Source organism: Stenotrophomonas sp. As-7 (genome assembly GCF_030291015.1).
GTDB lineage: Bacteria > Pseudomonadota > Gammaproteobacteria > Xanthomonadales > Xanthomonadaceae > Stenotrophomonas > Stenotrophomonas lactitubi.
Genome location: NZ_CP127405.1, coordinates 4,305,599 through 4,318,897 on the forward strand (window position 1 = coordinate 4,305,599; position 13,299 = coordinate 4,318,897).

Consider the following 13,299-nt stretch of genomic DNA (forward strand, 5'->3'; position numbering starts at 1 on the left):
CGGCGGGCCGCACGATGAATCTGTCCGGCCCCTTCATCCGCCGTCCGATCGGCACTGCCCTGCTGGCCATCGGCTTGTTCATGGTCGGCGTGATCTGCTACCTGCGGCTCGGCGTGTCGGCACTGCCGAACATCGAGATCCCGGTGATCTTCGTGCACGCCAGCCAGTCCGGTGCGGACGCAGCGACCATGGCCTCCACGGTGACCGCGCCGCTGGAGCGCCACCTCGGCCAGCTGCCGGGCATCGACCGCATGCGCTCGTCGAGCTCGGAAGGCAGCTCGCTGGTGTTCATGATCTTCCAGAGCGACCGCGACATCGATTCGGCTGCGCTGGACGTACAGACAGCGATCAATTCGGCGCAGGCCGACCTGCCCTCGGGCATGGGCTCGCCGATGTACCAGAAGGCGAACCCGAACGACGACCCGGTGATCGCCATCGCGCTGACGTCGCAGACGCAGTCCGCCGATGAGCTGTACAACGTCGCCGACTCGCTGCTGGCCCAGCGCATCCGCCAGATCGGTGGTGTCGCCTCGGTGGATATCGCCGGTGCCTCGACGCCGGCGGTGCGCGTGGACGTCAACCTGCGCCTGATGAACGCGCTGGGACTGACCGCCGACGACCTGCGCAATGCCGTGCGCGCGGCCAACGTGACCTCGCCCACCGGCTTCCTCAGCGATGGCAACACCACCACCGCGATCATCGCCAACGACTCGGTCGCCCGCGCCGCCGACTTCGCAGATCTGGTGGTGAAGACCCAGGGCGATGGCCGGGTGATCCGCCTGAAGGACATCGCCAACGTCTACGACGGCCAGCAGGATGCCTACCAGGCCGCGTGGTTCGACCACAAACCGGCCGTGGTGATGTATGTGTTCACCCGTGCCGGCGCCAACATCGTCGAGACCGTGGACCGGGTGAAAGCGCAGATTCCCGCCTTGCGCGATTACCTGCAGCCGGGCACCACGATGACGCCCTACTTCGACCGCACCCCGACCATCCGGTCGTCGCTGCATGAAGTGCAGATCACCCTGCTGATCAGCCTGGCGATGGTGGTGCTGACGATGGCGCTGTTCCTGCGCCGGTTGGCACCGACGCTGATCGCTGCGGTCACCGTGCCGCTGTCACTGGCCGGTGCCGCGCTGGTGATGTACGTGATGGGTTTCACCCTGAACAACCTGAGCCTGCTGGCGCTGGTGATCGCGATCGGCTTCGTGGTCGACGATGCGATCGTGGTGATCGAGAACATCATGCGCCACCTCGACGAGGGCATGCCGCGGATGCAGGCGGCCTTCGCCGGTGCGCGCGAAATCGGCTTCACCATCGTCTCGATCACCGCCTCGCTTGTGGCGGTGTTCATCCCGTTGCTGTTCGCCAGCGGCATGATGGGCGCGTTCTTCCGCGAGTTCACCGTGACCCTGGTGGCGGCGATCGTGGTGTCGATGATCGTTTCGCTGACGCTGACCCCGGCGCTGTGCAGCCGCTTCCTCAGCGCACACGACCAGAAGGCGGCACCATCGCGCTTCGGCCGCTGGCTCGATGCCGGTCACGAGCGGATGCTGCGCATCTACACCGTGTTCCTTGATTTCTCGCTGCGCCATGCGTTGCTGCTGTCGTTGACGCCGTTGATCCTGATCGGCGTCACCATCTTCCTGTTCGGTGCGGTGAAGAAGGGTGCGTTCCCGCCGCAGGACACCGGCCTGATCTGGGGCCGCGCCAACTCCAGTGCGACGGTGTCCTTCGAGGACATGGTCAGCCGCCAGCGGCGCATCACCGACATGCTGATGGCCGACCCGGCGGTGAAGACCGTGGGCGTACGCCTGGGCAGTGGCCGCCAGGGCTCCAGCGCACAGTTCAACGTCGAACTGAAGTCGCGCAAGGAAGGCCGTCGCGAAACCACAGCGCATGCACTGGCGCGGTTGAGTGCGAAGGCTGACCGCTACCCGGACCTGCAGCTGCGCCTGCGCGCGATCCAGGACCTGCCCAGCAATGATGGTGGCGGCAACAGCCAGGGCGCGCAGTACCGCGTCTCGCTGCAGGGCAACGATCTGGCCGCGCTGCAGGAATGGCTGCCCAAGCTGCAGGCGGCATTGAAGAAGAACCCGAAGCTGCGTGATGTCGGCACCGACGTCGACAATGCCGGGCTGCGCCAGAACATCGAGATCGACCGTGCCAAGGCCGCGCGCCTGGGCATCTCGGTCGGCGCCATCGACGGTGCGCTGTACGGCGCCTTCGGCCAGCGCCAGATCTCCACCATCTACTCGGACATCAACCAGTACAGCGTGGTGGTCAATGCGCTGCCATCGCAGACCGCCACGCCCGCGGCGCTGGACGAAGTGCATGTGCGCGCACGCAACGGCGAGATGGTGCCGATCACCGCGGTGGCCAGACAGGCGCCGGGCCTGGCGCCCTCGCAGATCACCCATGAAAACCAGTACACGACGATGGATCTGAGTTACAACCTCGCCCCCGGCGTCAGCATGGGCGAGGCCAAGGCCATCATCGACAGCACCGTGGCCGGCATGCGCATGCCCGGCGACATCCGCCTGGCCGATGACGCGGGCTTCGGCTTCAACTCCGACCCCAGCGACATGCTGATCCTGGTACTGGCGGCGATCCTCACCGTCTATCTGGTACTGGGCATCCTGTACGAAAGCCTGATCCACCCGGTGACGATCCTGTCCACGCTGCCGGCAGCCGGCGTGGGTGCGTTGCTGGCGTTGTTCGGCACCAACACCGAACTGTCGGTGATCTCGATGATCGCGCTGGTGCTGCTGATCGGCATCGTCAAGAAGAACGCGATCATGATGATCGACTTCGCCCTGGTGGCGCAGCGCGAACATGGGCTGACTCCGCGCGAGGCGGCACGCGAAGCCAGCATCGTGCGTTTCCGCCCGATCATGATGACCACGATGGTGGCGATCCTGGCCGCGGTGCCGCTGGCGATCGGCCTGGGTGAAGGTTCGGAACTGCGTCGCCCGCTGGGCATCGCGATGATCGGTGGTTTGCTGTTCTCGCAGAGCCTGACCCTGCTCAGCACGCCGGCGCTGTACGTGATCTTCTCGTGCCTGGCCGAGCGCTGGAAGGCGCGGCGCGCGCGCAGGCGTGAAGCGAAGCTGCTCAGGCGCGCGCAGCGGGCGTAGCAAGGCCCATCCACGCATGGCGTGGATCTACTGCAACACCTGCCTCTGGTGGGTGCGGACCGTTGGTCCGCACCCCGATGGCATTTGACGCGCTGTAACGAAAAGAGAACAATTCTCATCCAGCCATGGTCCTGCGCCCCCTTGCGGCGCCCCGCTGCCGTTGCCGGCACGCCTGTGTGATCCCAGCCACCGACCTTTCCCCCCTGCATGGGCGGATGGCCCGTGGCCGCCCGCCGAGGATCTCCATCGATGTTGCCCATCCGCTCCCCCCGCCTGGCCGTGCTGGCCGTAGCGCTGTCCGCCGCCTGCACTGCCCACGCCGAATCCCCGGCCGAATCCCGCAGCGCCACCGATCTGGACGCAGTCAAGGTCATCGCCGAGCGTACCCACACCGAGGCTGGCGCCCTGGGCGATCGCGCCCTGCGTGATACCCCGTTTGCGATCACCGCGGTCGGCCGTGAGCAGATCGAACAGCGCCAGGTCGTGTCGCTGGGCGAAGCCTTCCTGCTCGACCCCTCGGTCACCACGCAGGTAAGCGCGTATGCCAGCGGCTGGAGCTCGCCGATCCGCAACCGCGGCATCGACCTGAACTTCGACAGCTACCGGGTCAACGGCCTGCAGGTCTCGTCCTGGGGCACCGAATGGCCGCTGGAAGTGATGGAACAGGTCGATCTGCTGAAGGGCCCCGGTGGGTTCCTGTACGGCTTCGGCGCACCTGGCGGCATCGTCAACTACATCACCAAGAAGCCGACCGAAGTACCGACCTTCTCCGCCCAGCTCGGCTGGCGCGAGCAGGGCATCGTCAGCGGCGGCATCGACGTCGGTGGCCGCTTCGGCAACGAGCAGATGTTCGGCTACCGCTTCAACGCGTACCAGGAGAAGGGCGAAACCTTCAACGGCGGCCATGTCGATCGCAAGGTCGGCGCGCTGTCGCTGGACGCGCGCCTGAGTGATGCGCTCACCTGGACCTTCGACGGCGTATTCCAGTCGCGCGACCTGCGCGAGGAATCACCGCAGTACTACTTCCGTGGCCTGACGTCGCTGCCGCGGCCGATCGCCGGCGATGTCGACAACAGCGTGCCTGGCACTTACTACGACACCCGTTCCAGCCTGCTGTCCACCGCACTGAACTGGCAGATCAACAGCGACTGGAAGGCCAGCCTGAGCTATGGCGTCACCACCTCGTGGAACGACGTCAACAAGATCTTCGCCTACATCGATGACCTCAACGGCGACTACGACGTCAATGTCTACGAACTCGGCGGCAAGAGCGAGTGGAAGCTGGCGCAGGCACTGGTGCAGGGCAGCTTCGGCACGGGCCCGCTGCGGCACCAGCTGGTGGCCGGCGTCAGCCACCAGACCGGGCTGGGCTGGGACCGTCCTTACGAGTTCAGCCTGATCGGCCGCGCCAACCTGTACCAGCGCCATGACATCCGCCACGACGCAGTCGGTTCGCGGGTGATGAGCCGCGGTGACGAGACCGTGCAGCAGGCGGTGTTCGTCAGCGATACCGTCGACCTCGGCCATGGCTGGTCGGTGCTGGCCGGCTGGCGCTACAACGATTTCGAGACCAAGGGCGCGTACCACACCTATCCGGTCACCCCGACCTATGCGGTGATGTTCAAGCCCAGCGAGGCCGTCACCCTGTATGCCAGCTACATCGAGTCGCTGGAAGCCGGCGGCCGCGTGGGCAACAGCTACGTCAATGCCGGCGATGTGCTCGACCCCACCATCAGCAAGCAGTACGAGATCGGCGCCAAGGTTGAAGCGGATCGCTGGAACGCGAACGTCGCTGCGTTCCGCCTGGAGCGCGGCGCCAACATCGATCAGCTGACCGATGCAGGCAAGCGCCTGGTGCAGGATGGCATCACCCTGTACGAAGGCATCGAAGCCAGCGCCGACCTGCACCTGACCGATGCGCTGACCGTCGGCGGTGGCGTGACCTGGCTGGACCCGACCTACGACAAGCTGTCCCCGGGCAGCGCGGCGCAGCAAGGCAACCGCACCGTCGGTGCTGCACGCTGGAGCGGCGTGCTGCACGCCACCTACCAGCTGCCGTGGGTGGACGGGCTGGAGACCTATGCCGCCGTGCGCTACTACGGCGATGTCTGGTATGACGCCGACAACACCCTGAAGCTGCCCGACTACACGCTCGTCAATGCCGGCATCGGCTACCGCCTGCTGGCCTCCGGCCATCCGGTGACCCTGCGTGCCAGCGTGGAGAACCTGGCCAACCGCAGGTACTGGTCCAATGCGGGCGTCGGCCTGCCGCGCACCTTCGCGCTGAGCGTGCGGTTCGACATGTAAGCAACCGGCAAACGGTAGTGCCGGCCGCTGGCCGGCTCCTCGCACCTTCGTCCGGGCTCATGAGGAGCCGGCCAGCGGCTGGCACTACCTGGCATCGAGCGGAAAATCATCCACGCATGGCGTGGATCTACCATTTCACGCGCGGCCCGCAATAATGGAGGTCGATCCTTCCGCCGAGCCTGCATGTCCGCACGCGAATCCCGCCTCAGCCGCCTGTGGGCCCACGAGAAGGCCAGCTATGGCCTGCGGGTGTTCATTGCCCTGACAGCGGCCCTGGCCGTGTGCTGGCACCTGGATGCACTGACCGCTCTGCCCGGCGTGTTCCTGGGCATCATCGCCAGCGCCATTGCCGAGACCGATGACAACTGGTGGGGCCGGACCAAGGCCGTGCTGCTGTCGCTGCTGTGCTTCTGCCTGGCGGCGGCCTCGGTGATCTGGCTGTTCCCCTGGCCGTGGATCTTCATCACGGCCCTGGCGCTGTCCACGTTCGGCCTGACACTGCTCGGTGCACTCGGCGAGCGCTACGCGTCCATCGCCCAGGCGACCGTCACCCTGGCCATCTACACCATGATCGGCCTGGAGCAGCATGGCGCCCACGACCTGCACAGTGCGCTGGATGCGGTCAGCCACCTGCTGGCGGGCGCGGTCTGGTACGGGTTGCTGTCGATTCTGTGGACCACGCTGTTCGCCAACCGGCCGGTGCGCGAGCGCGTGGCGCGCCTGTACGTGGAACTGGGCCGTTACCTGCAGCTCAAGGCCGCTCTGTTCGAACCCGTGCGCGAGGCGGACCTGCAGCGCCGCCAGCTCGACCTGGCCGAGCAGAACCGCCGCGTGGTCGGTGCGCTGAACGAAGCGAAGACGGCGATCCTGGCACGCTTTGGCCGCTCCGGCCGGCCCGGCGTCAACTCCGGCCTGTACCTGCGCCTGTACTACATGGCACAGGATTTCCATGAGCGCGCCAGCTCCTCCCACTATCCGTACGGCGCGCTGGTCGATGCGTTCTTCCACAGCGACGTGCTGTACCGCTGCCAGCGCCTGCTGGACCTGCAGGGCCAGGCCTGTGCACGGCTGGGCGAAGCGATCCGGCTGCGCCGCCCGTTCGTCTACGGCGAGAGCAACCAGCAGGCTGGGCGCGACCTGGCCGATGCGCTGACCTACCTGCGCGACCAGCAACGCCCGCAGTGGCAGCGTCTGCTCGGCTCGCTGGACCTGCTGGTGCACAACCTGCGCAGCATCGAGCGCCGCCTGCTCGATGCCGAACGTTCCGAAGCCAGCCTGGACAACGTCGACACCCGTCTGCGCGACAGCAACCCGCACACCCTGCGCGAAATGGGCGTGCGCCTGCGCCAGCAGCTCACCCCGGGCTCGGTGCTGTTCCGCCATGGCCTGCGCATGGCGCTGGCACTGATCGCCGGTTTCGTTGCCATCCGTCTGTTCAATGCACAGAACGGCTCGTGGGTGCTGCTGACCATCGTGTTCGTGTGCCGGCCCAGTTTCGGCGCCACCCGCCAGCGCCTGGCCCAGCGCATCGTCGGCACGCTGGCCGGCCTGGTACTGACCTGGGCGCTGCTGCAGCTGTTCCCCCGGCTGGAGATCCAGCTGCTGATCGCGCTGCTGTCGGCGCTGCTGTTCTTCTTCACCCGTACCGACCGCTATCTGGTCGCCTCGGCCGCCATCACGGTGATGGCGCTGACCTGCTTCAACCTGATCGGCGACGGCTTCGTACTGATCGTGCCGCGCATGGTCGATACGATCCTCGGCTGCGCGATCGCAGCCGCCGCCGCGTTCCTGATCCTGCCGGACTGGCAGGGCCGACAGTTGCACCGCGTGCTGGCGCGGGTGCTGGATACCGCCGCCCGTTATCTGGAATCGGTGCTGGGTCAGTACCGCAGCGGCATGCGCGACGATCTGGCCTACCGCATCGCCCGCCGCGACATGCACAACGCCGATGCCGCACTGTCCACCGCTTTGTCGAACATGCTGCGCGAACCGGGCCACGTGCGTCGCAACCTCGATTCGGGTTTCCACTTCCTGGCGTTGTCCAACACCCTGCTCGGGCACCTGTCGGCGCTGGGTGCGCACCGCGACCAGGTCGACAGCTATGCGGGTGATCCACTGGCGCTGGCCGCTGGCGAGCGGGTGCGCAAAGCGCTGCAGCAGCTGGCGTCGGCATTGACTGCGCAGCAGCCGGTGTCGGAAGAAGACAACGATGCCGATCGTGCGGTGGCGGCGGAACTGGAACAGCTCGATGAGACGATGCCGCCGAAACTGCAGCTGATCCGCACGCAGATGGCGCTGGTGCTGCGGATGCTGCCGAAGGTGAGAGCGGCGGCGAATGGCGCGGTGCGTGGTTTGAGCTGACGGCATCCACGCGTGGCGTGGATCTACGGGTACGGCTGACGGCCGTGCAACATCGTGTTGCGTCCACAGCGGCATTCCGATCACGCCCCGGCGCCGATACTGCCGTGTCGCCCACGCAGGATCTCCCCCATGAAGATCGAACTCAACGACCGCACCGCGCTGGTCACCGCCTCCACCGCTGGCATCGGCCACGCCATCGCGCAGGGGCTCGCCGCCGCCGGTGCGCAGGTCATCCTCAATGGCCGCAGCGCCGACAGCGTGGAACGCGCGCGCCAGCGCCTGCTGGCTGCCCTTCCCGGTGCCAACGTGCTGGGCGTGGCTGCCGACCTGTCCGACGCCAGCGGTGTCGACACCCTGCTGGCCGCCCTGCCGGGGAAGGTCGACATCCTGGTCAACAATGCCGGCATCTTCGGCCCGCAGGATTTCTTCGAAACCGACGATGCCACCTGGGAGCAGTACTGGCAGACCAACGTCATGTCCGGCGTGCGCCTGTCGCGCGCCCTGCTGCCGGCGATGGTCGACGCCGGCTGGGGCCGCGTGCTGTTCATCTCCTCCGAATCGGCACGCAACATTCCGGCCGACATGATCCATTACGGCGTCAGCAAGACTGCGCAGCTGTCGCTGTCGCGCGGCCTGGCCAAGCGCGTGGCCGGCAGCGGCGTCACCGTCAATGCGGTGCTGCCCGGCCCGACGTTGTCCGACGGCTTCGCAACGATGTTCGAAGAAGAACGCGCGCGTAGCGGCAAGCCGCTGGAACAGATCGGCCGTGAGTTCGTGATGGCCCATCGTCCTGCGTCGGTGATCCAGCGCGCGGCCACGGTCGAGGAAGTGGCCAGCATGGTGGTCTACCTTGCCTCGCCGCAGGCGTCGGCCACCTCCGGCGCAGCGTTGCGGGTCGACGGCGGCGTGGTCGACGATATCGTCTGAGGTTCTCAGGTGTGCGGACCAACGGTCCGCACCCACCGTCCGTACCCAGGGGGTCTGAGTAGATCCACGCCATGCGTGGATGCATGCCGCCACGGTCCCGACAGATGGGCAGGAATGCTAGGCTGCGCCGGTCCAAGGAGGTTCCATGTCCGGTCACAACCAGTTCGCCCTGCTGCGCCAGCGCCGTTTCCTGCCGTTCTTCATCGTGCAGGGGTTGGGTGCCTTCAACGACAACGTGTACCGGCAGGCGATCATCGGCCTGCTGTTCTACCTCGGCGTTGCCGAGAGCGAGCGCACGCTCTACACCAACCTGGCGCCGGCGCTGTTCATCCTGCCCTACTTCCTGTTCTCCGCCCTGGCCGGGCAGATCGCGGAAAAGCTGGAGAAATCGCGACTGATCGTGATCACCACCACCATGGAGATCGTGATCATGACGCTGGCCGCGGTGGGCTTTCTCACCGAGAGCCTGCCGGTGCTGCTGGTGGCCCTGTTCTGCACGGGCCTGCAATCCACCCTGTTCGGTCCGGTGAAGTACTCGGTGCTGCCCTCGGTACTGCGCCCGGAAGAACTGACCGGTGGCAATGGCCTGGTCGAGATGGGCACGTCGATGTCGATCCTGACCGGCATGATCGTCGGCGGCCTGGTGTTCACTCTGGCCGGCACCCATGGCCCGATCGTGGCTGCCACGGCGGTCATCGCGCTGGCGATCTGCGGCAACCTGGCCGCGCGCATGATCCCCAAGGTCGATGCCGGCGCCCCTGATCTGAAGATCAACTGGAACCCGATCCCCGAATCGCTGGCCGTGCTGCGCATGGCCAGGAAACAGAAATCGGTACGCAACGCCATCCTCGGCGTGTCCTGGTTCTGGTTCGTCGGCACCATCCTCACCGCGCAGCTGCCGTCCTATGCGGTCACCAACCTCGGTGGCGAGCCCACCCTGTACATCTTCGCGCTGGCGCTATTCTCGGTCGGCACCGGCGTCGGTTCGCTGCTGTGCGAAAAGCTGTCGGCACGCACCGTGGAGATCGGCCTGGTGCCACTGGGCGCGTTCGGCATGACCGCGTTCCTGCTGGACCTGTACTTCGCACGCGCCGGTGAAGCCACCGCGCAGGGCCTGTCGGTCACCCAGTTCGTGCATCAAACCGGCAGCATCCGCATCATCGTCGACCTGCTCGGCATCGGCCTGTTCACCGGTTTCTTCGTGGTGCCGCTGTTCGCATTGATCCAGAGCCGCACGCCGAAATCGGAGATGTCGCGCGTGTTCGCCGCGCTGAACATCCAGAACTCCGGCTTCATCGTCGCAGCGGCGGTACTTGGCCTGCTCACCCAGCGCCTGCTCGGCTGGACCATCCCGCAGCTGTTCCTGGCATTGGCCATCGCCAACGCGGTGGTAGCGATCTACATCTTCACCATCGTCCCCGAATTCCTGATGCGTTTCCTCAGCTGGGTGATGGTGCGCACGCTGTATCGCCTGCGCCCGCATGGCATCGAGGGCAACGTACCCGATGAAGGTGCCGCACTGCTGGTCTGCAACCACGTCAGCTACATGGACGCGCTGATCCTGTCGGCGACGATTCCGCGCCCGGTGCGATTCGTCATGTACTACAAGATCTTCAACATCCCGGTGATGCGCTGGATTTTCCGCACCGCCAAGGCGATTCCGATCGCCGGTGCGCGCGAAGATCCTGCGCTGATGCAGCGTGCGTTCGATGAAGTCGATGCCGCACTCGCCGAGGGCGAGCTGGTGTGCATCTTCCCGGAAGGCGCATTGACCCGCGACGGCACGATGGCACCGTTCAAATCCGGCGTGGAGAAGATCCTCGAACGCCGCCCGGTGCCGGTGGTGCCGATGGCCCTGCGCGGCATGTGGTCGAGCATGTGGAGCCGCCGCGATACCCGCCTGGGCCGCATGCGCGTGCCCCGCCGGTTCCGGGCGACCGTAGAGGTGGTCGCGGCACCGGCCGTGGATGGCCATTCGACCGATGCCGCCGCCCTGGAAGCCCAGGTCCGCACCCTGCGCGGCGATCTCGCCTGAGGGGCCGATCACGCCGCAGCGTGCCCTGAAAGCCGGCGCCAAGCGCCGGCTTTTTCTTGTCCCGTCAAGCACCAAAGGCGACGGGATCTGGCTGTAACCGCATACATGCGTCGCAGGTTGCGGTAGATTACGCACCCACAGGGGGGAGGTTCGGCCTGTCTACGACACGCCGACCGCCAAGGAATGGAGTCTTGCTTTGAATCAACCGCCACCGCTCAGCCGTCCGGTCTACATCCCCAACCATCTGGTCTGGGCGATCCTGACGACGCTGTTCTGCTGCCTGCCGTTGGGCGTGGTGTCGATCGTGTATGCCGCCCAGGTCGATGGTCGCCGCGCGGCCGGTGACCTGCCGGGGGCCTACAGCGCGTCGCGCAAGGCGGGCTGGTGGGCAGTGGCTTCGGCCGTTGCCCTGCCGGTCCTGTTGCTGTTGTGGTTCGGGCTGTTCGGCGGCTTGGCCGTGCTGGGCGCTCTATCCGACCTTTGATTCACCACCACCACCCATCGAGGAGCTTGAACCATGAACACCAGTACCCCGCAGGTCCCCAACAATCTGGTCTGGGCCATCCTGTCCACCCTGTTCTGCTGCCTGCCGGCCGGCATCGTGTCGATCGTCTACGCCGCCCAGGTCAACGGCAAGCTGGCTGCTGGCGACGTCGCCGGTGCCCGTGATTCGGCCGACAAGGCCAAGAAGTGGGCCATGTGGTCGGCCATCGCCGCCGTCGTCGTCATGGTGCTGTACTTCATCGTGATCATGGCCGTTGGCGGCCTGGGCGCCCTGAGCGGCGGCAACGGCAGCTACTGATGCCCGCGACGGGGTCCGGCCACGCGCCGGATCCCGCTCCTGCATGTCCGCACTTCCCGCTCGTTCCCGCCTGGCCCGCTGGGCCCCGCTGCTGGCCGCTTCCGGCCTGGCTGCGGGTGCCGCCGTGGTCCTGCGCCACGTCAATCCGTATGTCTCCGGCAATCCGCTGCCGGGCTGCCCGCTGTATGCACTGACCGGCTTCTACTGCCCCGGCTGCGGCAGCACGCGCTGCCTGTATTCACTGGTCCACTTCGACCTGCCCGGCGCGATGGCGATGAACCCGTTGCTGGTCATCAGCCTGCCCTTCCTGTTCCTGATGCTGCTCAACATGGCTGGCGTGCGCCCGCGCGTGCTCGATCCGCTGATGCGGGTACTGGCCAGTCCCACGTTCTGGCTGTGGCTGCTGCCGGGCTATGCCGTGCTGCGCAACCTGCCGTGGGCGCCGTTCACCGCGCTGGCTCCGGTGTAGTTTCCAGCCAACGGCGCAGCCCCTCGTGGTGGTCGTTGAAGGCAGAAGCCGTTGGGGTTGGCCGGGCGGGTGGGCTGCGCAGGGGCGCCGTAAACCCATCCATGGGGGCTCGGGCGCGCCATCCATGGCGCTTACGCCCCTGCGCAACCCACCCGCCCGGCCACAGACAATTTCCGTGCGCGTCCACCACGGAAAAGAAAGAGAAGATCAAAAGCGGAAGCGGATCGCTTCGCTCTGCATCCACGCATGGCGTGGATCTACCGTGTCGACCAAGGTCGACACCTACCAACAGCCGCCGGAATCTGTCGGGGGTGGGGCTGCAAGCCCTGCAAAGCAACTAGGTCACCCAGCCTGCTATCACCAGCACGGCAAGCGCCGCCAGCCACAGCAGCAGCATCCGCCACACCAGGCTCATCGCATCACGCAGGTCCGGCAGCCGCTGCCACACCGGCAGCAGGCCGGCTTCGGTGTAATCGTGTGCATCTTCGCGCAGTTCGGCATTGACGCTGGCACGCGCCACCGCGCCCAGGAAACCAATGTCGCCGGCCAAGCGCTCACCATGCGCCTGGCGCCATGCCTTCCAGGCGGTGTCGAAGTTGCCCACCAGGGCCATCGAGAACGCCATCAACTGGGCCACCGGCCACTCGATCCAGCCCAGCAGCCGCTGCGCCAGCGCCAGCGGTTCCACCGGCACGCGCGCACGCATCGGGCTTTCCGCCATCAATGCCAGCAGGCGATAACCGAGCGCACCCACCGGCCCCAGCAGCAGGAACCAGAACAGCACCGCGAACCAGCGCCGCAGTGCGTTGAGCACGGTCGCTTCGACCAGCGAAGGAACATCCTCGCGCAGGCTGCCACCGGCCGACTGCAGGTTGCGTACCGCCGCCTGCCGGGTCGGTGCATCGTCGGCATCGATGATTGCTTCGATGTCGCGGTCCAGATCCCGCGGGCCCCAGCACCAGGCCAGCACGGCCACGCCCAGCAGCAGCGCCGGCAGGCCGAACAGCACCCCGCGCAGCAGCCAGGCGACCAGTGCCATCAGCAGCAGTGGCGGTACGATCGCCAGCGCCACGCCGGCGGCCCCCTGCCAGGCCCGACCACCGTGCGCGTCCAGCCAGCCCAGCCAGCGCCGGAAGCCGTCGAAACGGCGCAGCGACGCGGCAGCGGCCGGGGCGACATGGCCGAGGGCCAGTGCCACCAACACGGCGACCAGGGTGGTGAACATGGCAGGTCTCCCTACGAGCAAGCGTTCGGCGTCGCT

9 protein-coding genes are annotated in these 13,299 nt (G+C 66.7%); 8 read left to right on the forward strand and 1 reads right to left on the reverse strand.

Annotated features, from left to right (window positions below):
- Positions 1-14: 14 nt before the first annotated feature.
- The 8 genes from QP457_RS19660 (at position 15) to QP457_RS19695 (ending at position 12,038) form a co-directional block, all read left to right on the forward strand.
- Positions 15-3,137 (forward strand): efflux RND transporter permease subunit, encoded by a 3,123-nt coding sequence (locus QP457_RS19660; protein WP_205405204.1) that lies wholly within the window; start codon positions 15-17, stop codon positions 3,135-3,137.
- 249 nt (positions 3,138-3,386) lie between these two features.
- Positions 3,387-5,444 carry a TonB-dependent receptor gene (locus QP457_RS19665; RefSeq protein WP_205405205.1) on the forward strand — a complete coding sequence of 686 codons (2,058 nt, stop codon included), beginning with the start codon at positions 3,387-3,389 and terminating at the stop codon, positions 5,442-5,444.
- A 183-nt stretch (positions 5,445-5,627) separates the two neighbouring features.
- Positions 5,628-7,805 carry a YccS family putative transporter gene (gene yccS / locus QP457_RS19670; RefSeq protein ID WP_100462181.1) on the forward strand — a complete coding sequence of 726 codons (2,178 nt, stop codon included), beginning with the start codon at positions 5,628-5,630 and terminating at the stop codon, positions 7,803-7,805.
- Positions 7,806-7,934: 129 nt separating this feature from the next.
- A complete protein-coding gene (locus tag QP457_RS19675; RefSeq protein ID WP_205405206.1) occupies positions 7,935-8,732 on the forward strand; it encodes an SDR family oxidoreductase in 798 nt (265 codons plus the stop codon).
- A 145-nt stretch (positions 8,733-8,877) separates the two neighbouring features.
- Positions 8,878-10,767: an MFS transporter gene (locus tag QP457_RS19680; protein ID WP_191077719.1), complete on the forward strand. Its 1,890-nt coding sequence runs from the start codon at positions 8,878-8,880 to the stop codon at positions 10,765-10,767.
- 196 nt (positions 10,768-10,963) lie between these two features.
- Positions 10,964-11,251 carry a CD225/dispanin family protein gene (locus tag QP457_RS19685; RefSeq protein WP_089237339.1) on the forward strand — a complete coding sequence of 96 codons (288 nt, stop codon included), beginning with the start codon at positions 10,964-10,966 and terminating at the stop codon, positions 11,249-11,251.
- A gap of 33 nt (positions 11,252-11,284) precedes the next feature.
- Positions 11,285-11,569 (forward strand): CD225/dispanin family protein, encoded by a 285-nt coding sequence (locus tag QP457_RS19690; protein WP_100462178.1) that lies wholly within the window; start codon positions 11,285-11,287, stop codon positions 11,567-11,569.
- Positions 11,570-11,612: 43 nt separating this feature from the next.
- Complete coding sequence (locus QP457_RS19695; RefSeq protein ID WP_089237343.1) at positions 11,613-12,038, forward strand: DUF2752 domain-containing protein; 426 nt, start codon at positions 11,613-11,615, stop codon at positions 12,036-12,038.
- Positions 12,039-12,375: 337 nt separating this feature from the next.
- On the opposite strand, the gene ampE is transcribed toward QP457_RS19695, so the two are convergent.
- Positions 12,376-13,263 carry a regulatory signaling modulator protein AmpE gene (ampE, locus tag QP457_RS19700; RefSeq protein ID WP_191077718.1) on the reverse strand — a complete coding sequence of 296 codons (888 nt, stop codon included), beginning with the start codon at positions 13,261-13,263 and terminating at the stop codon, positions 12,376-12,378.
- Between the last annotated feature and the right edge of the window lie 36 nt (positions 13,264-13,299).